Source organism: Stenotrophomonas sp. AGC87, from assembly GCF_057333975.1.
The window spans coordinates 57,049-79,620 of the sequence record NZ_JBHFHW010000029.1 but is presented as its reverse complement, the minus strand read 5'-3'; the positions used below and the strand labels follow the sequence as shown (position 1 = coordinate 79,620).

Below are 22,572 nucleotides of genomic sequence, written 5' to 3'. Positions count from 1 at the left end.
GGCCCCGGCCGTTGGCCGGGGCCCTTCGTTTTCGCCGCCGGACGCCGCGCGCCTACCGGCGTAAAATGGCGGCATGAATACCCCCCAGGACTCCAGCCTCGGTCGCGAGGTTGCTTACCCGTCGCAGTACGATCCCGGCCTGCTCTTCCCCATCCCGCGCCGCGGCGCCCGCGAGGAGATCGGCCTGGACGAGGCGGCGCTGCCGTTCGTCGGCCATGACCGCTGGCAGGCCTATGAGCTGAGCTGGCTGGACGGTCGCGGCAAACCGCGTGTGGCCGTGGCCACGGTCAGCGTGCCGTGCACCTCGCCGAACCTGATCGAATCCAAGTCGTTCAAGCTGTATCTCAACTCGCTCAACAGCACGCGTTTCGATGATGACCAGGCGGCGCGCCTGTGCATCACCCGCGATCTGTCGGCGTGTGCGGGGGCGGTGGTGACGGTGGTGCTCGGGGTGCCGCCGCTGGTGGAAGCGGCCGAGGGCGAGTCCTTGGACGAGCGCGATGTCGCCATCGAGCGCTACGGCCCGCCGGCCCCGGAGTTCCTGTTCGCCGATGCCGATGAGGTGGTCACCGAAACGTTGAGTTCGGCCCTGCTCAAGTCCAACTGCCCGGTCACCGGCCAGCCGGACTGGGCCAGTGTCAGCGTGCGTTACCACGGCCCGAAGATCGACCGCGACGGCCTGCTGAAATACCTGATCAGCTACCGCGAGCACGCCGAGTTCCATGAGCAGTGCGTGGAGCGGATCTTCAGCGAGATCACCCAACGCTGCCAGCCGCAGTGGCTGGAAGTGGAAGCGCGCTACACCCGCCGCGGCGGGCTGGACATCAACCCGTGGCGTGCCAGCCCGGGCATCGCCGCCCCGGCGCGCACCGTCCGCGCCCTGCGCCAGTAGGCGTTCCGCGCGTCTTCACATCCACGCCATGCCCCATTAACAAGGGCTGTGACACCGTGCCTCCCATGTCGTCAATCAAGACGGGAGTGTATGGATGAGTACCGATAAGAAAGTCGACTTTTCCGGTGTCAGCGCCAGCGTTGATACCACCGCGCAGAAAGTCGATCAGGTCGATTTCTCGGGCGTGACCTCCTCGGTGGATACCACTGCGGAAAAGGTCGGGGGCACCTACACGGTGCAGAAGGGCGATTCGCTCTCCAAGATCGCCAAGCAGGAACTGGGCGATGCCAATGCGTGGAAGCGCATCTTCGAGGCCAACCGCGATGTACTGGACGACCCGGACAAGATCCAACCGGGCCAGACCCTGAAACTGCCGCCCAAAGCCTGATCCGCTGTACTGCCCACCATCTACAAGGGAGCAACCTCACATGAAGAAGTCGTCCATCAGTACTGCCGTTCTCGCCGCGCTTCTGGCCACCGTGGCCCTGGCCGGCTGCAAGAAGAAAGAAGACACTGCTGACAACAACGCGCAGCCCGCTGCGATGACGCCTGCCGCCCCGGCCCCGATGACGGAAGCCGCGCCGCAGCCGATGACCGCTGCAGCAGGGGTGAACGTTTCGGCCGTTACCGTTGGCAAGACCGCCGCAGCCGACAAGACAGTTACTTCCGTCGCGCTGTTCGCGCCGAAGGACGACATCATCGTCTCGATCCGCACGGATGGCAGCGCCAACAACGCCAACGTGGCGGCCAAGCTGACCTTCCAGAACGGCCAGGTGGCCGGTGAGCAGAACCAGGTGGTGAACACCACCGGTGCCGAGACCACCAATATTGCCTTCAAGAATGCCAATGGCTGGCCGGCGGGCAAGTACCGCGCGGAAGTCATGGTAGATGGTAAGGCGGCTGGATCGCCGCAGGAGTTTGAGGTCAAGTAAGCCTAGACGCCGACTCTCTCCCGGCAACAGGCTCACGATGGACGCAGCCGCGAGGCTGCGTCTTTTTTATGGGCGCTTGCCGGACCACAGCGTTCCAGTACGTTTGCGTATGGGATGGCTTTGCTCCGGGGGGCTGAAAACGCGACAATGCAGGGGTTTCCCGCCGTGCGCGCCGTTGGTTGGCGCGGTCCCCGGGGAAAGTGCGGGCCAGGCTGTGCGAGGCCCTGCACGCGACACGGTTGCACGCGGCCCGGCATTGCCGTCGGCCATCATTCACGAGATCTGCAAGAGAGCCCTGATCCCCCATGTCGAACACGCCCAAGATTCTCTACACGCTCACCGATGAAGCCCCGTTCCTGGCCACGCAGTCGCTGCTGCCGATCGTCGAGGCCTACACCGCCACCGCCGGCATCGCCGTGGAAACCCGCGACATCTCGCTGTCCGGCCGCATCCTCGCCCTGTTCCCGGATTACCTGAAAGACGACCAGAAAGAAGCCGATCACCTGGCCGAACTGGGCCAGCTGGCGACCACCCCGGACGCGAACATCATCAAGCTGCCCAACATCAGCGCCTCGGTGCCGCAGCTGAAGGCCGCCATCAAGGAACTGCAGGACCAGGGCTTCGCACTGCCGAACTACCCGGATGTACCGACCGACGACGTCTCGCGCGACATCAAGGCGCGCTACGACAAGGTCAAGGGCAGCGCGGTGAACCCGGTGCTGCGCGAAGGCAACTCGGACCGCCGCGCGCCGCTGTCGGTCAAGAACTACGCCCGCAAGCACCCGCATCGCATGGGCAAGTGGTCCAAGGACTGCAAGTCGCATGTCTCGCACATGGACGGCGGTGATTTCTACGGCAGCGAAAAGTCGGCGACGCTGGCCAATGCCGGCAGCCTGAAGATCGAACTGTTCAAAGCCGACGGCAGCAGCGTCGTGCTCAAGGAAAAGACTGCGGTCAAGGCCGGTGAGATCGTCGACGCCGCGGTGATGAGCCGCAATGCGCTGGCCTCGTTCGTGCAGGCGCAGATCGCCGATGCGAAGGCCAAGGGCGTGCTGTTCTCGCTGCACCTCAAGGCCACCATGATGAAGGTCTCCGACCCGATCATGTTCGGCGTGGTTGTCGAAGAGTTCTACAAGGACGTGCTGGCCAAGCACGCCGACGTGCTCAAGCAGGCCGGTTTCGATCCGAACAACGGCATCGGCGATCTGTTCGCGCGCCTGCCGCAGCTGCCCGAAGCGACTCAGGAAGCGATCAAGGCCGACCTGGCCGCCTAATACGGCAAGCGCCCGGGTCTGGCCATGGTCAATTCGGACAAGGGCATCACCAACCTGCACGTGCCCAGCGACGTGATCGTCGACGCCTCGATGCCGGCGATGATCCGCGACTCCGGTGGCATGTGGAATGCCGACGGCAAGCTGCAGGACACCAAGGCCGTCATCCCCGACCGTTGCTATGCGGGTGTGTACCAGGCCGTGATCGACGACTGCCGCACCCACGGCGCGTTCGACCCGGCCACCATGGGCTCGGTGCCGAACGTCGGCCTGATGGCGCAGAAGGCCGAGGAATACGGCTCGCACGACAAGACCTTCCAGATCCCGGCCGACGGCACCGTGCGCGTCACCGATGAGGCGGGCACCGTGGTGTTCGAGCATGCCGTGCAGACCGGCGACATCTGGCGCATGTGCCAGACCAAGGACGCCCCGATCCAGGATTGGGTGAAGCTGGCCGTGAACCGCGCCCGCCTGAGCGGCACCCCGGCGGTGTTCTGGCTGGATACCGCCCGCGCGCACGATGCGCAGGTGATCGCCAAGGTCGAGACCTACCTGAAGGATCACGACACCAATGGCCTGGACATCCGCATCCTGGCCCCGGTGGAAGCGACCGCCTTCTCGCTGGACCGCATCCGCAAGGGTGAGGACACCATCTCGGTGACCGGCAACGTGCTGCGCGATTATCTGACCGACCTGTTCCCGATCATGGAACTGGGCACCAGCGCCAAGATGCTCTCCATCGTGCCGCTGATGGCCGGTGGTGGCCTGTTCGAGACCGGTGCCGGTGGTTCGGCGCCCAAGCACGTGCAGCAGTTCGTGGAAGAGGATTACCTGCGCTGGGATTCGCTGGGTGAGTTCCTCGCGCTGGCGGCCTCGCTGGAGCACCTGGGCAACCGTTACGACAACGCCGGTGCGACCGTGCTGGCCAAGACCCTGGACCAGGCCAACGGCCAGTTCCTGGACAACGACAAGTCGCCGTCGCGCAAGCTCGGTGGCATCGACAACCGCGGCAGCCACTTCTACATCGCGCTGTACTGGGCCCAGGCCCTGGCCGCGCAGGACGACGATGCCGCGCTGAAGGCCCGTTTCGCTCCGCTGGCCAAGGCCCTGGCCGAGAACGAGCAGGCCATCGTTGGCGAGTTGGCGGCGGTGCAAGGCAAGGCGGTCGACATCGGCGGTTACTACCGTCCGGACGTGGCCAAGGCCAGCGCTGCGATGCGGCCGAGCAGCACCTTCAACAGCGCGCTGTCTGCGCTGTAACGAAGCGGTCCCGCCGCTGCGGTGATCGATGAAGAACCCGCGCTTCGGCGCGGGTTTTTTTGTGAGTGATTGGTTCTGATCGGGCGGCCGGTCACTGGCGGCGGGGACGGCGGCCAAGCTGGGCCGAAAGGTGGGCGATTTCCGCATTCAGCGCAGTCTGCTGCTCTGCGGCCATCAAACGCAGGAGGACGGTGGCATCTGTCTCCATGCAGGCACCCGTGCTGAAGCACAGCACATCCATCAATTCACTTCCCACCCCGCAGGCAAGTCCACGTTCGCAGGCGGTAATCTGCCACGCCAATCCAGTGATGAGCGGATCTCCATCCGCGGCGCCCGTCGCAGCGGTTGCTTGAGCAAGAGACCCCAGGTACGCCATTGCCGTCACGTCGTCGGCCGCAATGACCTGTTCCATCAACTGGACATACTCCGTCGGCGTGAGAGGTGCCGTAGCTGTCTGTCGAAGACGCAACCACAGCTGTGAAGCAAGATCACCCTGGCGCGCGGCCTGCTCCCTCCATGCCAGCATGGCCTCAAGTGGAATCACCTGACCGCCATCCACACCGCCACACTGCGCGAAAACACGTTCGCCGGTCAGGCGCATCTGCTGCCCTGCATCCGGATCCGGATGCAACCTGGCCGTGCTTTCGACGCCCTCGAGATAGGACGCACGCCGGAGGTTCACCAGAAAACACTTCTCGTACAGTTCGGCCAACCGGCGCTGCGCGTTGACGTCTCCGCGTTCGGCCGCAGCGCTGACACCTTCGAACTCGTTGCGGGTGTCATCTTCGAAGCCGGCCGACAGCGGTCCAGACTCCAGGGCATGAGGGACCGGAGCGACAGCCTCCGCGGACAGTGCGGTTGTCGATGAAGGTCTGGTCATGGTCTGCGATACCCGTGGCCGGTCACGTTGGCCCGAATACACGGCCACCAATACTGCCGCCAGCAACACGGCGCCCACCCACACGGTCCTGCGACGGCCTGTCGTCATCACTTTCCCTGTTCGAAGGTTCATGGGGCGACTCTACCCCGGAACCCGCATGCACCGGCGCCGGCTGGGCAAGCGCCCATTGGCTGCCGTATGGTGGCAGCAGGTCCTGTGGAAGTGGATGCATGCACGGTCGCTGTTCCTGCCAGAGCTTTCCATGCCCCGCCGGGGGCGCCGCATGAGCGCAACGCCGGATGCGCTCGCGCGGTTGATCCGCGATGGGTTCGAGGATTACCACGCGCGCTTCGCGGCGATCTCGCGGCGTGCGCGGCAGCGCTTCGAACGGCGCGACTGGGCCGGTGCACGGCAGGACGCCGTGGAGCGCATCGGGCTGTACGACCGGTGCATCGCCGAGACCGTGGATGCATTGCGCCGTGCAGCCGGTGAGCGCATCGGCGAGCGCGCGCTGTGGCTGAAGGTACGTGGCGCCTACGCCGCGCTGCTGGTCGGCTTGATCGATGCCGAGCTGTACAAGACCTTCTACAACACACTGGCGCGCCGGCTGTTCGCCACCCGTGGCGTAGACGGGGCGATCGAGTTCATGGCGATGGATGTTGAACCCTCCGACGCCATCACCCATCCGGTCGCGCGGCACAGCTACACCTTGTCTTCCACGCGCCCGGCCGATGCCTTCATGCGTGTACTGGGGGACTATCGCTTCGATGTGCCGTACGCGCACCAGCTGCGCTGCGCCGCTGCGATCGCGGTGCGGCTGCAGGACGATCTGGCGCACTGGGGCGACTACCCGGTGCGCAGCGTTGAGCTGCTCGACACCGTGTTCTATCGCGAGCGTCGGGCCTATCTGGTGGGGCGCGTATTCGGTGAGCATCGCTTCTCGCCCTGCGTGATCGCGCTGGTCCATGACGAGCGCGGCCTGCGCGTGGATGCGGTGTTGACCCGGCGCCGTGATGTCGCGCATCTGTTCGGCGTCTCGCGCAGCTATTTCCAGGCCGATCTGGCCACGGTAGGCGATGCGGTGGTGTTCCTGCGCAGCCTGCTGCCGGGCAAGCCGGTCGATGAGATCTACACCGTGCTCGGGCGTGCCAAGCAGGGCAAGACCGAACGCTATCGCACCTTTTTCCGTCACTTCCAGGAACAGCCGGGCGAGCAGCTGGTGCATGCCGACGGCACGCCCGGCATGGTCATGGCGGTGTTCACCCTGCCCAGCTATCCGCTGGTGTTCAAGCTGATCCGGGACCGCTTCGCCTGGCCGAAAACCATGACCCGGCACCAGGTCGAAGAGAAGTACGCCCTGGTGTTCAACCTGGACCGCGTTGGTCGGCTGCTCGATGCGCAGCCCTATCGGCACCTGCGTTTCCCGCGGGCGCGTTTCTCCGCAGCGTTGCGTGAGGAACTGCTGACCCAGTGCGCCAGCGGTGTGCGCGAGGACGGCGACGAACTGGTGATCGCACTATGCTACGTGCAGCGGCGTTTCCGTCCGCTCAACCTGTACCTGCGTGAGCAGACCGCCGAGGCACGTCGCGTCGCCGCGCTTGATTACGCGCAGGCGATCACCGACATGGCGCGCAACAACATCTTTCCTGGCGATATGTTGCCGAAGAACTTTGGTGTGTCACGCCACGGGCGCGCGGTGTTCTACGATTACGACGAGCTGTGCCTGGTCACCGAGTGCACCTTCCGTGCATGGCCGACGCCGCGCAATGAGGAGGAAGCGCTGGCTGATGAACCCTGGTTCGAAATCGGCCCGCGTGACGTGTTTCCGGAGCGGTTCTGGATGTTCATGGGGCTGCCGGCGCCCGAGTTGGCGGCCGTGCGCGAACATTTCGGCCATCTGTTGGATCCCGTGTGGTGGCAACAGCTGCAGGCAGGTTTTGCCAGCGGTGACTTTCCGGACACGCCGCCGTATGCCGGCGCGCTGCGGCTGGCTTGATTGTCCACAGGAACGCCGCTGCGCTACGCTGTCAGGTATCCACAAGGAGATAGTGCGATGCGTTGTTCCCCTATTCTTGCCCTGGCATTGGCCTTCAGCGGCGTGGGCATGGTCGTGGTCCCCGATGCGGACGCACAGACCAAGCGCGAGGTGCGCGAGCAGGCCGAAGCCAGCATGGTACTTACCGGCGAGATCGATATCGGTACCGAAGGCCAGGTCGAAGCGTTCCGTCTCGACAAGCCGGACCAGGTGGACGAGGGAATCGTCCGGTTCGTCGAACGTGCGGTGCACACCTGGCGCTTCGAGCCGGTGCGGCGCGAGGGCCGCGCCGTCAAGGCGCGTGCGCCGGCCAGCATCCGCCTGGGGGCAAAGAACAACCCGGATGGCACGGGCCAGGTCACCCTGCTGGCGGCGAGTTTCGACACGTACGACCCAACCGATACCAGCAGCGTGACCGGCAGGAAGCTGTCGCGGCCGGCGTATCCGGAGGACGTGTTCAATGCAGGGGGACGCGGTGACGTGATCCTGCTGATCCAGGTCGGGCGCGATGGCAACGCCCTGGACGTGGCGACCGAGCAGGTCAACCTGCGTGTGATCGCCAATGAGGCGAACATGCGGAAGATGCGTGACAAGCTGTCGCGGGTAGCGATGGGTGCTGCGCGCAAATGGACGTTCAGGATTCCGACCACGGGCGAGTACAGGAATGAAGCCAGCTGGACCATCCGGGTGCCGGTACGCTTCTCCTTTGGAGATGACGCCGAGCGCTACGGTCGCTGGGATGCCTATATTCCCGGCCCGCGCCAACAGGCGCCGTGGCGCAGGGACATGGACATGGCGGCCGATGGCAAGGCCGATATGCTGCCGTCCGGCGGGGTGTTCATGGCCGATGCCGCCGGCAAGGGGCCGACCCTGTTGACGCCGCTGGGTGGCTGACCCTGCATGCCGGCCCCAATGGGTAGGCTGTCGGTACCGATGACGATGAATGGCACAAGGAGAAACAACGCGATGGACATCATCAAAGCAATCGTCGTGGCACTGGTGCTGGCAACAGCGCCAGCGCACGCGGCCAAGCCGTCGGCCGATGTGCCGGTGGAAATGGGCATGCGGGTCGAGGGCACCCTCGCCATTGGCGACGACGGCCGCATCACTGCGCTGGAGATCGACAAGCAGGACCTGCTTCCGGAGGCAGTGGCCACGCTGGTGCGCGACACTGTGAAGAACTGGGAATTCGAGCCGAATGTGCGTGACGGCGCCCCGGTACCGATGGATGCGCGGATGACCGTACGTGTCGTTGCCCAGCCGGGTGCGAACGATACCTTCAACGTGCGGCTGATCAGTGCACATTTCGATGGCGCCCGGAAGGATGCCTCGGGACGGGAAATCAAATCCAAGGTGCGTACGCCACCGCCGCGCTACCCCGCCGAAGTGTTCCGCGTGGGGGGGCAGGGCACCGTGTACCTCGCCCTGAAGGTTGACCGGGAAGGGCGTGTGGTCGACCAGGTTGCCGAGCAGGTGAATCTGAGAAGCACGGGGACGGCAGCCCAGATGGATCTCATCCGCAGTCGCCTGAGCAAGGCATCGCTGGACGCCGCGCGCAAGTGGCGCTTTCCGCTGAGCGCGGAGGACGCCAGCCTGGAGGCGCCGTTCCGCACCTACCGCGTGCCGGTCAGCTTTGCGATCGACACCGCCATGCCTGATGACCTGGCGCGATGGCGCGCTTACATTCCAGGACCACGCAACGCCATCCCGTGGTCCACACGCCCGGAGAGTGCCGGCTTCTCGCCGGATCTGCTGACCGACGGCTCGGCTACGTTGGCCGGCGCCCCCAACGCGCCGCGCCTGCGCACCCCGCTGGGCAGCTGAGCCTGACTGGATCGCGGGTGGGCTGCCCCGCGATCCTCGTCTCAACCGACGCTTGGGCTGTCGGGCTGCGGGTACACCACGGTGCGGTTGCGGCCCTGTTCCTTGGCCATGTACAGCGCCTTGTCGGCCAGCCTCAGCGCCTGCTGCGGATCATCGTGAAAGGTCGGGTAGTGGGCCACGCCCAGCGACACGGTGACCGTGCCGACCTGCTCGAACACTTCGGCCGCCACCTGGATGCGCAGGCGCTCGGCCACCTGCGCGGCATTGAGGGCATCGATGCCCGGCAACAGGATCAGGAACTCCTCACCGCCGTTGCGGCAGAGCAGATCGGTGTCGCGTGAGCCATCGCGCATCAACTGCGCGATACGCAGAATCACGGCATCGCCGACCGCATGACCGAAGCGGTCGTTGATGCTCTTGAAGCGGTCGATGTCCAGCGCGATGATCCCGAACGGCTGGCCGCGTGCCTGCCAGTCTTCCAGCCCCTGCTGCAGGCCGCGCCGGTTCTGCAGGCCGGTAAGGGGATCGGTCATGCTGGCGCGGTTGAGCTTGCCGATGCGGTCCTGCAGCAGGTTGAAGCTGTACAGCAGGGCGGTTTTGAGCTGGGCGACTTCGTAGTACCAGGCGCGGATACCGGTGACGTGGCGGATCGCGATGCCGGTGTCGCGGTTCTGCACGTTGCGCGCCAGCTGCCATAGCGGCAGCGAGATGCGCCGCGCGAACCACCAGGTGATCAGCAGCGACAGAATGCCCAGCGGAATCGCATTCCAGATCACCGCCGACATCAGCTTGGACAGTGAGGCCAGCGTGGCGGTGGTCGGCCGCTGGGCCACCACGCCCCAGCCGACGCTCGGCACCGGCGCGTACCCGGCCAGCATCTGCACGCCGTGACTGTTGCGTACCTGCTGCGCGCCGGAGTGGCCTCGGGTCACCGCCTGCACGGCCGGGTTCTCCAGCGCGAACTGGCCGACCCGGTCCTGTTCGATGTGGTACAGGATGCGACCGTTGCGGTCGACGACGTACAGGTAGGACCCATCGCGGTAATAGTGCTTGCCCAGCAGCGATTGCAGGATGCTGCGTTGGCGCAGGTAGATCGTGCCGCTGACATAGCCCTGGTACCTCCCCTGCGCGGAGAAGATCGGATGCGAAATCGCCACCACCAGGCGCCCGGTCGCGGCCTGGTAGGGGTCGCTGATGAATGGCACGCGGCGCTCCAGCGCATCGCGGTTGCCGGCGCTCTTGAGCAGCACGCCCTGCAGGGCCAGGCTCTGCGGGGAGGTCGCCAGCACGGTACCGCCGGCATCCACGATCAGCACCGAGTTGAAGCTGTTGGTCTGCAGCTGCAGGCGTGCGGCTTCTGCTTCCAGTTCACTGCGATCATGCACACGCTGGCCGAGCAGGGTGGCGCTGTAGGCCACCTGCTGCTGCGCTGACAGAACGAAGTTCTGGGTCGACTCGGCCAGCTTGCTGGCATACACGCGGTTGGCTTCCAGCGTATTGCCGATCAGCTGCTCGCGCTGCACGCGGTAGCTGGCATGCAGGGTATTGGCCAACGCGATGAGCGCGCTGAGCAGGGCCAGGGCAAGGATCAACTTGCCCAGGTTCAGACGGGTGGACAACGGACGCATGCGGTTCACGGGCAGCAGGGTGCAGCACCAACCGGAACATGCGGATGGAACGGCAGCAGCGAAACAGTCAGGAGCGCACGACCCCGCCCCCGGGCGGTCAACAACTCGTTGGGCGGCGATTATTGCGGATTACACCCCCCCGTGGGTGAAGTCGGCGCCGCCGTGGTGGCCCGTTCAGCGCTCCAGGCGCTTGCGCAGCACGCCGCGCAGATGATCGGCACCGGCCTGGTCGAGCGGGCCGAGCACGCCGCGGACCGGTTCGGGAATATGCGCGGCGGTGTGATCACCGGCCTCGAAGACGTAGTGCTGGAACATCGCCTGCCAGTGCGCACGCTGTGCCGGTGGCAGATCGCGGATGGCCAGCAGCGAGAGCATCAGCGCGTTCATCGGCGCATCCCGCCACGCCGGCACCGGCCGCCACCAGTAATTGACCAGGACATTGAACGACTCCAGCCCCTCCATGTGGTGCCACCACAACGAAGGGATGAACACCGCATCGCCCGGCCCCAGTTCGGCCACCTGCGCGTGGGCCAGCGCTTCGCTGAAGCGCGGGAAGCGTGCCAGGTCCGGTGCGGCGAAGTCGACCAGGCTGACGGCCTGCCCAGCCGGCGTGAAGTCCAGTGGCCCGATATAGAGATTGCTCACCTGGGCCGGCGGGAACAGGGTGACCCGGCGGCGGCCGGCGGCCACGCAGGCCAGGTTGTCCGGCACGTCCTGGTGCGCGGCGATACGCGAGCGGTTGCCGATCCAGATACTGGCCAGCGGATCGTCCACGCCGAGCGCAAGTGCATTGGCCTGGCGGAAGCCGGGCAGGAAACTGTCCAGGGTGGTCGAGGCGACGTAGATCGATGGCGGCGTCGGCGCGGTGGCGTACTTGAGCAGGGTGTCGAGCACGACCTTCAACGGAATCTGCTCGCGGCGGAAATTGAAGCCGCTCATGTCGGCGTTGTAGAACACACGCCCCTTGGCCTCCGGCGGCGCCGTGGTAGCGGTGACCGGCATCGTGCCGTGGTCGAACTGTTTGAGGTGGGCGACCGCCGCCTGTGTGGACTGTGTTGCCGCGCTGACCAGCGGCCACTGCGCCACCAGCCCCCGGATCACTTTCGGTGTCGTCCAGCCGGCCAACTGCGTGTGCAGCTGCGCCGGATCCAGATCATGCAGTTCCTCGATCGGGCCGGGCATGGCGGACATCGGCTTCCTGGTAGCAGAGGCGGGTGGCGCCCACGGTAGCGCGGGGGTGGGGGAAGCGAAAGGCCGCGGGGTGAGCGCGGCCTTCCGGTGCTGCAGAGGAGTGCGGCTGCCTCAGAACTTGTAGCGCACGCCGAACATGTAACGCGGGCCGGTCTGGGTGGCGTAGCGCAGCATGTTGGAATGGCGCGCGTAGGTGCGCATGGTCTCGTCGGTCAGGTTGATCGCCTCCAGGCTCAGCGTCAGCTGGTCGCTGACTGCGTAGCTGATGTTGAGATCGAGCTGGCCGTAGGCTTCGGTGTAGTTCGGGTTGGGTCCCTGGCCGCCGATGCCGTTGAGGAACTTGTCGCGCCAGTTGTAGGCCGCACGGACCTGCCAGGCATTCTTTTCATAGAACGCCACGAGGTTGGCCGAGTCGCTCAAGCCGATCATCGGGTACTGGTCGCCCAGGCTGTAGTTATCGAAGGTCAGGCCGGACTTCACCTTGGTGTAGTTGGCCGCCAGGCCGAAGCCGGATTGGCCGAACAGGTGCTGCACCGCCAGCTCCCAACCGTCCAGATGGTCGGAGTGCTGGTTGGCCGGCACGGTGGTGTCGAACCCGGCCACCGGGTCGCCCGGCTGGCCGACGATGGTGCCGGTCATCTGCCCGGCCGAATTGCGGCCGGTGTAGGTCACGCCCGGGTCGCCGGCATGGTTGGTGAAAATGTAATCGCGGATGCAGGGCATGTCGGTGGCGCCGCAGCCCGACCCCAGCGCCTCGTTCCAGTACGCGCCGCCGACCGGCGTGTGCAGGGTGCCGGTGTTCTCGCGCACGATGGTGTTGCTGATGAAGTTCTTGATGTTCTTACGGAAGAAGCCGACCGAGGCGTAGCTGGATTCCCCGTAGTACCACTCCAGCGACAGGTCGAAGTTGTCCGACACCAGCGGCTCCAGCCCCGGGTTGCCGCGCGAGCCGGTACCGCCCTGGGTGCGCACGATGTCGTCCACCCGCGAGCCGCTCTGGATCTGCGTCCAGCCGGGCCGGCCGATGCTGCGGCTGTAGCTGCCACGCAGCGCCAGCGCCTCGTTGATGTCCAGCTTCAGATCGAGGTTGGGCAGCACGTAGTTGTACTTGCCGGTGCCGCCGACGAACGTACCGTTGGCGTCGTAGGTCACATTGAACTCGTTGGCCGAGCCCCAGCTGATCCCGGTCGGCAGGCGGACCAGCGCCTGCGATTCCACCTCGGTCTGCTCGTAGCGCACACCGGCGGCCACGTGCAGCGGCATCGACCACTCGAACGTCGTGCGGTACTGCGCGTAGGCGCTCTTGGATTTCTCCGTGGTGCGGATGTCCTCGGAGTACTCGGTCGGCGCGACATAGCAGGTCGGGCAGGCCGGTTCGGCGTCGGTGGCGACCCCGGCAGCCTGCGCACGCAGGCGGTCGAAATCGAACACCAGGAAGCGGCCGGTCATGCGCGGATCGTTGTGGCCGGAGAACGCCTTGAAGTAGCGGCTCATGTCATCGGCGTACCAGATGTTGTCATCGTAGTCCGTCGGATTGCCCAGGCCACCCCAGCTGTTGCGCTGCATGATCGCCGAGGCCGAGCGGTTTTCCACCTGGGTGTAGCCGACGCCGAAATCCAACGCCGAGTAGTCGGCGAATTTGAACGTACCGCGGCCCTGGTACTGCTCGACCTTGGACTTGTTGTAGCTGTTCTGGAAGACCGAGCCGGTGACCAGCGCATCGGAGGCCTGCACGCCGCCCGGCGGCAGGTCCATGTGGATGATCGGCAGGTCGCCGCTGTAGTCCACGGTGGTGGTGCCGCGCACGAACGCGGCCACGCCGAGCACGCCGGCCGAGCCGTAGGGGCCGTCCGGCTGCGACTCGGCGGTGGAGTTGTGCATATCGAAGGACAGATCCAGCGCGTCGTTGACTTCCCAATCGACATTGAAGCCCAGCGAGTCCATCGAGTTCTTGGTGGCCAGCTTCATGCCACCCATCGAGACGTCCGAGCCGGTCATGTCTTCGCTGTAGATGATCGGTGCTGCGATCGGGCCGTTGGTCCAGGTGCTGTCGCCCGGGCCGTAGTTGAACCATACCGACAGCTCGCTGCGCTGCTGCTGCACCTTGTTCTCGACGAAGGTGTAGTCGAGCGTGGTGGTGATGTTGTCGGCCGGCTTCCACTGGAACGTGGCCTGGCCGTTGGTGCGCTGGCGCTGTACGCCATTGACGTTGTACGCCGTGTTCTGCGGGCGGCCGTAGATATCGTCGGGATCCGGACGGTTGGTGATGCGGTCCGAATAGCCCTGACCCGGCAGCGGCAATGCACGCCAGTCGGTGGCTTCGTTGCCCCGGAAGGTCGCCCAGCCTTCGGCCACGGTGGCCTGGTTGAAGCCGGAGTCGCGTTCCTGGTGGCTGGCGCTCAGCGCCACGCCGAAGCGGCCATCGGCATAGGTCTGGCTGAAGATGCCGGACAGCTCACCGGTCACTTTCGAGCCCTGCAGCGTGCGCGGCAGGTTGTCGTTGGAGGAATCGTTGACCGCCTTCAGGCCGAGGCTGATCACCGGTTCGGACTCCAGCGGGCGCATCGTCTTGATGTTGATCGTCGCGCCGATGCCACCGGCCGGATTGTCGGCACGGCCGGTCTTGTAGACCTCCACCGCCGACACCGATTCGGCGGCCAGGTTGGCGAAATCGAACGAGCGCGAGCTGTTCAGGCCGGCGCCGCCGGCGCCGAGGTTGGAGGCTGGCATCTGCCGCCCGTTGAGCAGCACCAGGTTGTAGTCCGGGCCGATGCCGCGCACGGTGACTTTGGAGCCTTCGCCACTGGCGGTGCGGTCGATCGAGACGCCGCTGATGCGCTGCAGCGATTCGGCCAGGTTGGTATCCGGGAACTTGCCGATGTCTTCGGCAACGATGCCGTCGACCACACCCTGGCTGTCGCGCTTGAGGTTCATCGACGAGGTGAGGCTGCCACGGATACCGGTGACCTGCACCGTATCGAGCGTGGTGGGATCGACGCCATCGGGGGCCGTCGTGGTGGTCTCTCGGGCCGCGGGATCCTGTGCCCAGGCCGGGCCGGCCAGGACAGCGAGAAGTGCGGAGGTGAGCATCGCCTTGCGGGGTACGGCCTTGTACGTCTTCATGATGATCCCTCCCCAGGGAATTCGATCGTGGCGGTTCTGCGTTGTGTCGGCGCGGGTTCCAGTGCGCACGGCCCGGATTGGAGCCATGGTTGACAGCGTTGTCAACAAACGCACGTGGCGATGCGCTTGCGGCCGTCGCCGAGCTGTGTCGTGCGTTGCAGTCGGGACGGCCGCGCGCGCGGCGGAAACACTGCAGCACGGGCGTTGTAGCCCGATTCTTCAGGGACGTGGGCCGTCGGACTGGCGATGCTGATCTGTTGTGCAGTGCAGAACGAAACTGCGCGAAGGCATTCGGGCGCATGCACCGCAGCATCCGCCGACCGCTGGATTTGATTGCTGACAGCGCTGGACAATCGCGGTCCAAGCAGGTTCCATGTCTGGCCGCCGACTGGCCGGCACTCCCAATCTGGAAGGACATGCAATGGACACTCCTGCTGCCGTCCGCGGACAACATGTGCAAAGTAATGGCGTTGCACTGGCCGTGGTCACCGCCATCTTTTTCATGTGGGGCTTCCTCACCTGCCTCAACGACATCCTGATCCCGCACCTCAAGGCGGCGTTCGCCCTGACCTGGGTGCAGGCGATGCTGGTCCAGTTCACCTTCTTTGGTGCGTACTTCCTGATGTCGCTCCCCGCCGGGCGGCTGGTCGCGGCGGTGGGCTACAAGCGCGGCATCGTGGCCGGGTTGGCCATTGCCGGCGTGGGCGCGTTGCTGTTCTGGCCGGCCGCGCAGGCGCATGTGTACGGCCTGTTCCTCGGCGCGCTGTTCGTGCTGGCCACCGGCATCACTGTGCTGCAGGTCGCCGCCAATCCCTACGTTGCGCTGCTCGGGCCGGAACAGACCAGTTCCAGCCGGCTGACGTTGGCGCAATCGATGAATGCGCTGGGCACCACCATCGCGCCGCTGTTCGGTGGCCTGCTGATCCTCTCGGCCGCGCCGCGCACGGCCGATGAGCTGGCGCTGCTGCCGCACGCTGAGGCGCTCGCGTATCGCGCTGCTGAAGCGCAATCGGTGCAGGTGCCGTACTTCGGCCTGGCAGTGGCGCTGTTCGTGCTCGCGGTGGCGATCTGGATGTTCCGCCTGCCGGCCATTCCCGGCGTGGAAGGCGAGGCTGCCACCGGCAGGGGCCGCCTGCGCGATGCGCTGCGCCACCGCCACCTGCGCTATGGCGTGCTGGCGATCTTCTTCTATGTGGGTGCGGAAGTCTCGATCGGCAGCGTGCTGGTCAACTTCCTCTCGATGCCGGGTATCGGTGAGGGGCTGACCGAGCAGGAAGCCACGCGTTACGTGTCCTTGTACTGGGGCGGTGCGCTGGTCGGGCGTCTGCTCGGTGCGGCATTGCTGACCCGTCTGGATCCGCGCCGCATGCTGGGGGTCTTTGCGTTGATCGTCATGGCCCTGCTGACGGTGACGATGCTGGGCAGCGGCAACCTGGCCAAGTGGAGCGTGGTCAGCATCGGCCTGTTCAACTCGATCATGTTCCCGACCATCTTCGCGCTGGCGATTGCCCGCCTCGGTACGCTGACCGGCCAGGCATCGAGCCTGCTGGTGATGGCGATCGTCGGTGGGGCGGTGATCCCGCTGGCGATGGGTTGGCTGGCCGACCACCATGGGCTGCAGGTGTCCTTCCTGCTGCCAATGCTGTGCTACGTGTTCATTGCGTTCTACGCGTGGCGCGGTTCGCGCCACAGCGGCTGAGGCAGGCGGTCAGCGGCGACGCGGTGGGTGCGTGGACTCGCGTACCAGCACCGCGTGATCGACGGTGATCATGGTGCCGGCTTCCGGCGAGCGGATGTGATCGATCAACTGTTCGGTGGCCAGCCGCCCCATGGCGGCGGTGGGCTGCCGCACCGTGGTCAGCGCCGGGTAGATGTGCCCGGCGATCGGGGTGTCATCGAAGCCGCAGACCGACAGGTCCCGGGGAATGCGCAGGCCGCGTTGGCCGGCGACGCGGAATACGGCGGCGGCCATGTCGTCGTTGGCGGCGAAGATCGCCGTGGGTGGCTCTGCCAGATCCAACAATGCGTTGGCCGCATCGATGCCGGATTCGAACGAGAACTGGCCGTTGACCACCAGCGCCGGGTCGTACTCGATACCGTACTGGCGCAGCGCCTGGCGATAGCCGGCGTGGCGCCACTGGCAGGCGCCGTGCGCGCGCGGGCCCTTGATGTGGCCGATGCGGCGATGGCCCTGCGCGACCAGATGGCCGATCAGTTCGACCACCGCCGTGGTCTCGTCCATGCGCACGCCGATGCAGCCTTCGGGGTGCCGCGGCGCAATGGAGGCATACGGAATGTCGTGTTCTTCCAGATAGGCCAGCACCACGGCGTCGTCGGTCAGTGGCGGGATCAGCACCACCCCGTCGGGGCGCGAATTTTCGAACAGCGCGGCCAGATCGGGCAGCGTGCGGCGCGCCGTGCCGACCGGGCCCAGGATCAGGTTGTAGTGGTTGGCGTGGCACGCCTCCAGCATCCCGTTCTGGATTTCCATCAGGTAATTGCGCGAGGGGTTGTTGTAGACCAGCGCCAGCGCATACGAGCGCTGGCCGGCCAGGCTGCGCGCCGAGAGATTGGGCTTGTAGCCGAGGCGGGCCACCGCGGCCAGCACGCGATCGCGGGTTTCCGCGCGCACGTTGGGCTCGTTGTTGAGCACGCGGGACACCGTCTTGATCGATACACCCGCAACGGCGGCGACATCCTCGATACGACTACGCATGGTGCGGGGGTTCCTCTTGGAGGGGCGGGCGGGCAGATGCCGATGGTAGTGCGCGTGTGTCACATCGATGTTGCCGATGCAGGCGGATGTTGCCATGCCGGCGACGTGCGTGGCGGGTTCGTGTTTTTCCATGCCGCGATGCAGCAGTTCACGGGAGGGGCGGATACGCGCTGCGCCGGCGATCCCTGCTGCAGCGGGGCTTCGGTCGCCACCCTGCCCGCAGGCGGTTGACAGCGTTGCCATGGGCTTATATGACAGCGCTGTCAGACAGGGGCGCTGACCGACGCAGTATCGCTAGCCCGCCGGCCATCGACATCGCAGCGCGAGCGGTGCCCGGCTGCGGTCGCGCCCGTCCCGTTCGCGCGTATTTCATCAGAGGAAGATGTCCAGTGACCAGCTCCAACAAGACGATTCTCGCCACCTGCCTGTTGGCCGCGCTGGCCTCGACGGCCGGTGCCGCACCGGCCACCGGTGAACGCCTGCAGGACTGGCCCCACGTGACCAGCGCGATCGGGCCGGATGCCGCACTGGAGGCGCGCGTGCGGGAGATCGTGGCGCAGATGACGCTGGCGCAGAAGGTGGGTCAGATGACCCAGCCCGAGATCAAGATGATCACGCCTGATGAGGTCCGCCAGTACTACATCGGCTCGGTTCTCAATGGTGGCGGCTCCTGGCCGGGCATGGACAAGCACGCCACGGTGGCGCAGTGGCTGCAGCTGGCCGATGCGTACCGCGCGGCCTCGTTGGCCACCGATGCACGCACGCCGGTCCCGGTGATCTGGGGCACCGATGCGGTGCACGGCCACAACAACGTGTACGGCGCCACGCTGTTCCCGCACAACATCGGCCTGGGCGCGACCGGCGATGCCGCCCTGATCGAGCGGATCGGCCAGGCCACCGCCCACGCGGTGCGCGCGACGGGTATCGACTGGGTGTTCGCGCCGACCCTGGCGGTGGCGCACGATCCACGCTGGGGCCGCACCTACGAAAGCTACTCCTCCGACCCACACGTGATCCGCGCATTCGCCCAGGCCTACGTCAAGGGCGCGCAGGGACGCTTCGGCGATGACGGTAACGTGGTCGCGACTGCCAAGCACTACATCGGCGATGGCGCGACCGACAACGGCCGCGACCAGGGCGAGGCGCTGGTCGACAAGGCCACGATGATCAACGTGCACGGGCAGGGCTACTACGGTGCACTCGGCGAAGGCGTGCAGACGGTGATGGCCTCGTTCAACAGCTGGAACGACCGCAGTGGCGGCGTCGACTACGGCAAGATGCACGGCAACAAAGCCCTGCTGACCGGTGCGCTGAAAGAGAAGATGGGCTTCGACGGTTTCGTCGTCTCCGACTGGAACGGCATTGCCCAGGTGCCGGGGTGCCGCAACGACAGCTGCGCGCAGGCGATCAACGCCGGCATCGACATGGTGATGGTGCCCGACGACTGGAAAGCGTTCATCGCCAACACCATGGCCCAGGTGGAGCGCGGGGAGATCCCGCTGGCGCGCATCGATGATGCGGTCACCCGCATCCTGCGCGTGAAGCTGCGTGCGGGCCTGTTCGATCACAAGCCGTCGGACAGCCGCTATGCCGGTGATGCCGCAGCCGTGCAGCACCGTGAGCTGGCGCGCCAGGCGGTGCGCGAGTCGCTGGTGCTGCTCAAGAACGATGCCAAGGTACTGCCGCTGCGCCGCGATGCACGCGTCATGGTGGTCGGCAAGAGTGCCGACGACCTGTCTGATCAGTCCGGCGGCTGGTCGCTGACCTGGCAGGGGACCGAGAACCGCAATGCCGATTTCCCCCACGCCGATTCGGTGCTGGGGGCGTTGCGCGCCGAGCTGGGCACGCAGAACGTTGCCTACAGCGCCGATGCCACCGCGCTGGATCCCACCCGGTTCGATGTGGTCGTGGCGGTGATTGGCGAGACGCCGTACGCCGAGACCAACGGCGACATTCTGGCCTCTGATTCGGTCAGCCACAGCCGCGCCTATCCGCAGGATCTGGCGGTGCTGCGCGCGGCCCAGGCCAGCGGCAAGCCGGTGGTGACCGTGTACTTCTCCGGGCGGCCGATGTACACCAACGACCTGCTCAACCAATCGCAGGCCTTCGTGGCGGCGTGGCTGCCGGGCACCGAGGGCAAGGGCATCACCGATGTGCTGGTGGCCGGCAAGGATGGCAAGCCCGTGCATGATTTCCGCGGGCGCCTGAGCTTCCCGTGGCCGGGCGTTCCGTGCCCGGCGCCGATCGACCGCCCGGATCCGAAGCAGCCGCCGCTGTTCGCGCTGGGCCACGGCTTGAGCTATCGCACGCCGGGCAAGGTGGCGCGCCTGCCCGAAGCCAACCCGGACAACTGTGGCGAAGTGACCACCCTGCCGATCTTCAACCGTGCCGACACGCCGCCGTTCGCGCTGCATGTAGCGGCCGGCGGCGCGACCCAGCCGCTGGGCAACGATCTCAACGCGACGCTGCGCTGGCCGACCGCCGCGCCGGTGGTGCAGGTGCGCACCGTGCAGATCAACACCCAGCAGGACGCCAAGGAAGTCACCTGGCTGGCACCGGCGCAACTGCTGGCACGCAGCAGTTCGCGTCGCAACCTCGGCGCGCTGGCGCGCACTCAGGGCGCCCTGCAGTTCGACGTGCAGCTGGTGCATCGCCCGGCCTCGCCGGTAAAGGTCACCATGCAGTGCGGTACGGGGTGCGAGGGGGGCGTGGACATCGCGCCATTGCTCGCCACGCTCGCGCCGGGGCAGAAGCAGACCGTGACCGTGCCGTTGGCGTGCTTTGCCAGGCAGGGGGTGGATCTGGGTGCTGTGGAAGCCCCGTTCGTGGTGACCGCGGACAAGCCGTTCGCGGCGTCGTTCACCCAGGTGCGGGTGTCGACCAACAGTGCCGGGGGGGAGGGGGCGGTGGCCTGCCCTTGAGTCTGGCAATAGAAAAAGCCCCGCAATGCGGGGCTTTTTCCTGTCCGGATGATGCGCCGATCAGCGCTTCATCGAACCGAAGAACTCGTCGTTGGACTTGGTGTTCTTCATCTTGTCGAGCAGGAATTCCATCGCGGCCATTTCATCCATCGGATGCAGCAGCTTGCGCAGGATCCAGATCTTCTGCAGCAGTTCCGGTTCGATCAGCAGATCTTCGCGGCGGGTACCCGAGCGGTTGATGTCGATCGCCGGGAACACGCGCTTTTCGGAGATGCGACGGCTCAGGTGCACTTCGCTGTTGCCGGTGCCCTTGAACTCTTCGTAGATCACCTCGTCCATCTTGCTGCCGGTATCGACCAGCGCGGTAGCGATGATGGTCAGGCTGCCGCCTTCCTCCACGTTACGCGCCGCGCCGAAGAAGCGCTTCGGGCGGTGCAGGGCGTTGGCATCCACACCACCGGTCAGCACCTTGCCCGAGCTCGGCACCACGTTGTTGTAGGCACGGGCCAGGCGGGTGATCGAGTCGAGCAGGATCACCACGTCCTTCTTGTGCTCGACCAGGCGCTTGGCACGCTCGATCACCATTTCGGCGACCTGCACGTGACGGGCGGCCGGCTCGTCGAAGGTGGAGCTGATGACTTCGCCGCGCACGGTGCGCTGCATTTCGGTCACTTCTTCCGGGCGCTCATCGATCAGCAGCACGATCAGGTGCACGTCCGGATGATTGGTGGTGATCGCCGTGGCCACCTGCTGCATCATCATCGTCTTGCCGGCCTTGGGCTGGGAGACGATCAGCGAACGCTGACCCTTGCCCTGCGGTGCCATGAGATCGAGGATGCGGCCGGTGATGTCTTCGGACGAACCGTTGCCACGTTCCAGGGTGAAGCGCTTGCGCGGGAACAGCGGGGTCAGGTTCTCGAACAGCACCTTGTTCTTGGAGGCTTCCAGCGGCTCACCGTTGATGGTGTCCACGATCGACAGGGCGAAGTAGCGCTCGCCGTCCTTCGGGAAGCGGATGCGGCCGGACAGATGATCGCCGGTACGCAGGTTGAAGCGGCGGATCTGGCTGGGCGAAATGTAGGTATCGTCCGGGCCGGCCAGGTAGCTGGCTTCGGCCGCGCGCAGGAAGCCGAAGCCGTCCGGCAGGATTTCCAGCACGCCATCGGCGGCAACGCCGTCGCCATGACGGGTCAGCACCTTGAGCAGGGCGAAGATCACGTCCTGCTTGCGGGCACGGGCCACGCCTTCGGAGATCTGCAGCTGTTCGGCGATTTCCAGCAGCTTCTGTGCCGGCATGCGCTTGAGGTCACTCAGCGAATAGACCGGGAAGCCTTCGGGCACGTTGGCCTGCTGGCTGCGCACGAACGGCTGCTGTTCGCCGTTGTCCTGGGGCATGCCGTCGTCGTTGTAGCGATCGCCACCGCGGTTGCGGTCACGGCGATTGCGGAAACGGTCGCGGCGGTTGCCTTGGCCCTGACCCTGGCCTTGGCCTTGGTTCTGGCCCTGGCCCTGCTGGTACGGGTTCTGGTGCCGGCCATTCTGGTTGCGCTGGCCACCGTCGCCGGTGTCCTGCTGACCACCGCCCTGCGAGGGCGATGCGTCGCCACCGGCAGAAGCTGCCGGCGCCGATGCCTGCGGGGCTGCCGAAGGAGCAGCAGCCGGCGCCGGCGCGTCAGACGCGGCAGCCAGAGGCAGAGCGGGTTGTGAGGGGGGGGAACCGGCGTCGGCAGCGGTGTTGGCGGCGGCCTTGGCGACGCGCGGCTTGCGCACGCGCTTCTCGGCGGGCGCGTCGGCGCTCCCGGGTTCGGAAGTAGTGATATCGGACAAGTGCTGGATTCCTCGCTAGAAGGTGCGAGCGCCCGGCAGGGCGGCGAACGTTGGGAAAGGATCTGGAAGGAA

General features: G+C 66.1%; 14 protein-coding genes and 1 pseudogene. 9 read left to right on the top strand and 6 right to left on the bottom strand.

All coding sequences use genetic code 11. The annotated features are described in order from the left end of the window. Positions 1-73 precede the first annotated feature (73 nt). The 4 genes and pseudogenes from queF (at position 74) to ACE026_RS10345 (ending at position 4,355) form a co-directional block, all read left to right on the top strand. Positions 74-892, top strand: a complete 819-nt coding sequence (queF, locus tag ACE026_RS10360) for an NADPH-dependent 7-cyano-7-deazaguanine reductase QueF (RefSeq protein ID WP_486038934.1) — start codon at positions 74-76, stop codon at positions 890-892. A 94-nt stretch (positions 893-986) separates the two neighbouring features. Then, a complete protein-coding gene (locus tag ACE026_RS10355) occupies positions 987-1,280 on the top strand; it encodes a LysM peptidoglycan-binding domain-containing protein (RefSeq protein ID WP_121040566.1) in 294 nt (97 codons plus the stop codon). 40 nt (positions 1,281-1,320) lie between these two features. Continuing rightward, positions 1,321-1,824 carry a hypothetical protein gene (locus tag ACE026_RS10350; protein ID WP_486038933.1) on the top strand — a complete coding sequence of 168 codons (504 nt, stop codon included), beginning with the start codon at positions 1,321-1,323 and terminating at the stop codon, positions 1,822-1,824. A 305-nt stretch (positions 1,825-2,129) separates the two neighbouring features. Then, positions 2,130-4,355, top strand: a pseudogene (locus ACE026_RS10345) (NADP-dependent isocitrate dehydrogenase). Between the two features lie 91 nt (positions 4,356-4,446). Here the strand turns inward: ACE026_RS10345 and ACE026_RS10340 are convergent. Continuing rightward, positions 4,447-5,367 (bottom strand): hypothetical protein, encoded by a 921-nt coding sequence (locus ACE026_RS10340; RefSeq protein ID WP_486038932.1) that lies wholly within the window; start codon positions 5,365-5,367, stop codon positions 4,447-4,449. Between the two features lie 151 nt (positions 5,368-5,518). Between ACE026_RS10340 and aceK the strand changes: the two genes are divergently transcribed. The 3 genes from aceK to ACE026_RS10325 all read left to right on the top strand — a co-directional run bounded on the left by aceK (position 5,519) and on the right by ACE026_RS10325 (position 9,094). Continuing rightward, positions 5,519-7,231 (top strand): bifunctional isocitrate dehydrogenase kinase/phosphatase, encoded by a 1,713-nt coding sequence (gene aceK, locus ACE026_RS10335; protein WP_486038931.1) that lies wholly within the window; start codon positions 5,519-5,521, stop codon positions 7,229-7,231. Between the two features lie 57 nt (positions 7,232-7,288). Then, positions 7,289-8,164, top strand: coding sequence for an energy transducer TonB (locus ACE026_RS10330; RefSeq protein ID WP_486038930.1), 876 nt, complete (start codon positions 7,289-7,291; stop codon positions 8,162-8,164). A 72-nt stretch (positions 8,165-8,236) separates the two neighbouring features. Then, positions 8,237-9,094: an energy transducer TonB gene (locus ACE026_RS10325; RefSeq protein WP_486038929.1), complete on the top strand. Its 858-nt coding sequence runs from the start codon at positions 8,237-8,239 to the stop codon at positions 9,092-9,094. Between the two features lie 41 nt (positions 9,095-9,135). Here the strand turns inward: ACE026_RS10325 and ACE026_RS10320 are convergent, their stop codons facing one another. From ACE026_RS10320 to ACE026_RS10310, 3 genes are all read right to left on the bottom strand, one after another. After that, positions 9,136-10,722 carry a sensor domain-containing diguanylate cyclase gene (locus ACE026_RS10320; RefSeq protein ID WP_486038928.1) on the bottom strand — a complete coding sequence of 529 codons (1,587 nt, stop codon included), beginning with the start codon at positions 10,720-10,722 and terminating at the stop codon, positions 9,136-9,138. Between the two features lie 174 nt (positions 10,723-10,896). Further along, a complete protein-coding gene (locus ACE026_RS10315) occupies positions 10,897-11,913 on the bottom strand; it encodes a cupin-like domain-containing protein (protein ID WP_486038927.1) in 1,017 nt (338 codons plus the stop codon). 111 nt (positions 11,914-12,024) lie between these two features. Continuing rightward, entirely contained in the window at positions 12,025-15,036 is a 3,012-nt protein-coding gene (locus ACE026_RS10310; RefSeq protein WP_486038926.1) for a TonB-dependent receptor, read from the bottom strand. Between the two features lie 421 nt (positions 15,037-15,457). On the opposite strand from ACE026_RS10310, the gene ACE026_RS10305 reads away from it, so the two are divergent. Then, entirely contained in the window at positions 15,458-16,735 is a 1,278-nt protein-coding gene (locus tag ACE026_RS10305) for a sugar MFS transporter (RefSeq protein ID WP_486038925.1), read from the top strand. Positions 16,736-16,744: 9 nt separating this feature from the next. Here the strand turns inward: ACE026_RS10305 and ACE026_RS10300 are convergent, their stop codons facing one another. Next, a complete protein-coding gene (locus ACE026_RS10300; RefSeq protein ID WP_486038924.1) occupies positions 16,745-17,752 on the bottom strand; it encodes a LacI family DNA-binding transcriptional regulator in 1,008 nt (335 codons plus the stop codon). A gap of 389 nt (positions 17,753-18,141) precedes the next feature. Between ACE026_RS10300 and ACE026_RS10295 the strand changes: the two genes are divergently transcribed. Then, a complete protein-coding gene (locus ACE026_RS10295; protein ID WP_486038923.1) occupies positions 18,142-20,673 on the top strand; it encodes a glycoside hydrolase family 3 protein in 2,532 nt (843 codons plus the stop codon). 60 nt (positions 20,674-20,733) lie between these two features. Here ACE026_RS10295 and rho read toward each other — a convergent pair whose 3' ends face one another. Further along, the gene (gene rho, locus ACE026_RS10290) at positions 20,734-22,500 is read right to left on the bottom strand and encodes a transcription termination factor Rho (protein WP_486038922.1); all 1,767 of its coding nucleotides are present in this window, start codon (positions 22,498-22,500) and stop codon (positions 20,734-20,736) included. Positions 22,501-22,572: the final 72 nt, after the last annotated feature.

Excerpts from the sequence above, each read along its gene's own strand:
- ACE026_RS10320 (WP_486038928.1), bottom strand. The coding sequence starts at position 10,722 with ATGCGTCCGTTGTCCACCCGTCTGAACCTGGGCAAGTTGATCCTTGCC.
- ACE026_RS10325 (WP_486038929.1), top strand. The coding sequence starts at position 8,237 with ATGGACATCATCAAAGCAATCGTCGTGGCACTGGTGCTGGCAACAGCG.
- ACE026_RS10315 (WP_486038927.1), bottom strand. The coding sequence starts at position 11,913 with ATGTCCGCCATGCCCGGCCCGATCGAGGAACTGCATGATCTGGATCCG.
- ACE026_RS10340 (WP_486038932.1), bottom strand. The coding sequence starts at position 5,367 with ATGAACCTTCGAACAGGGAAAGTGATGACGACAGGCCGTCGCAGGACC.
- ACE026_RS10350 (WP_486038933.1), top strand. The coding sequence starts at position 1,321 with ATGAAGAAGTCGTCCATCAGTACTGCCGTTCTCGCCGCGCTTCTGGCC.
- ACE026_RS10330 (WP_486038930.1), top strand. The coding sequence starts at position 7,289 with ATGCGTTGTTCCCCTATTCTTGCCCTGGCATTGGCCTTCAGCGGCGTG.
- ACE026_RS10310 (WP_486038926.1), bottom strand. The coding sequence starts at position 15,036 with ATGAAGACGTACAAGGCCGTACCCCGCAAGGCGATGCTCACCTCCGCA.
- ACE026_RS10355 (WP_121040566.1), top strand. The coding sequence starts at position 987 with ATGAGTACCGATAAGAAAGTCGACTTTTCCGGTGTCAGCGCCAGCGTT.
- ACE026_RS10300 (WP_486038924.1), bottom strand. The coding sequence starts at position 17,752 with ATGCGTAGTCGTATCGAGGATGTCGCCGCCGTTGCGGGTGTATCGATC.
- queF (WP_486038934.1), top strand. The coding sequence starts at position 74 with ATGAATACCCCCCAGGACTCCAGCCTCGGTCGCGAGGTTGCTTACCCG.
- ACE026_RS10305 (WP_486038925.1), top strand. The coding sequence starts at position 15,458 with ATGGACACTCCTGCTGCCGTCCGCGGACAACATGTGCAAAGTAATGGC.
- aceK (WP_486038931.1), top strand. The coding sequence starts at position 5,519 with ATGAGCGCAACGCCGGATGCGCTCGCGCGGTTGATCCGCGATGGGTTC.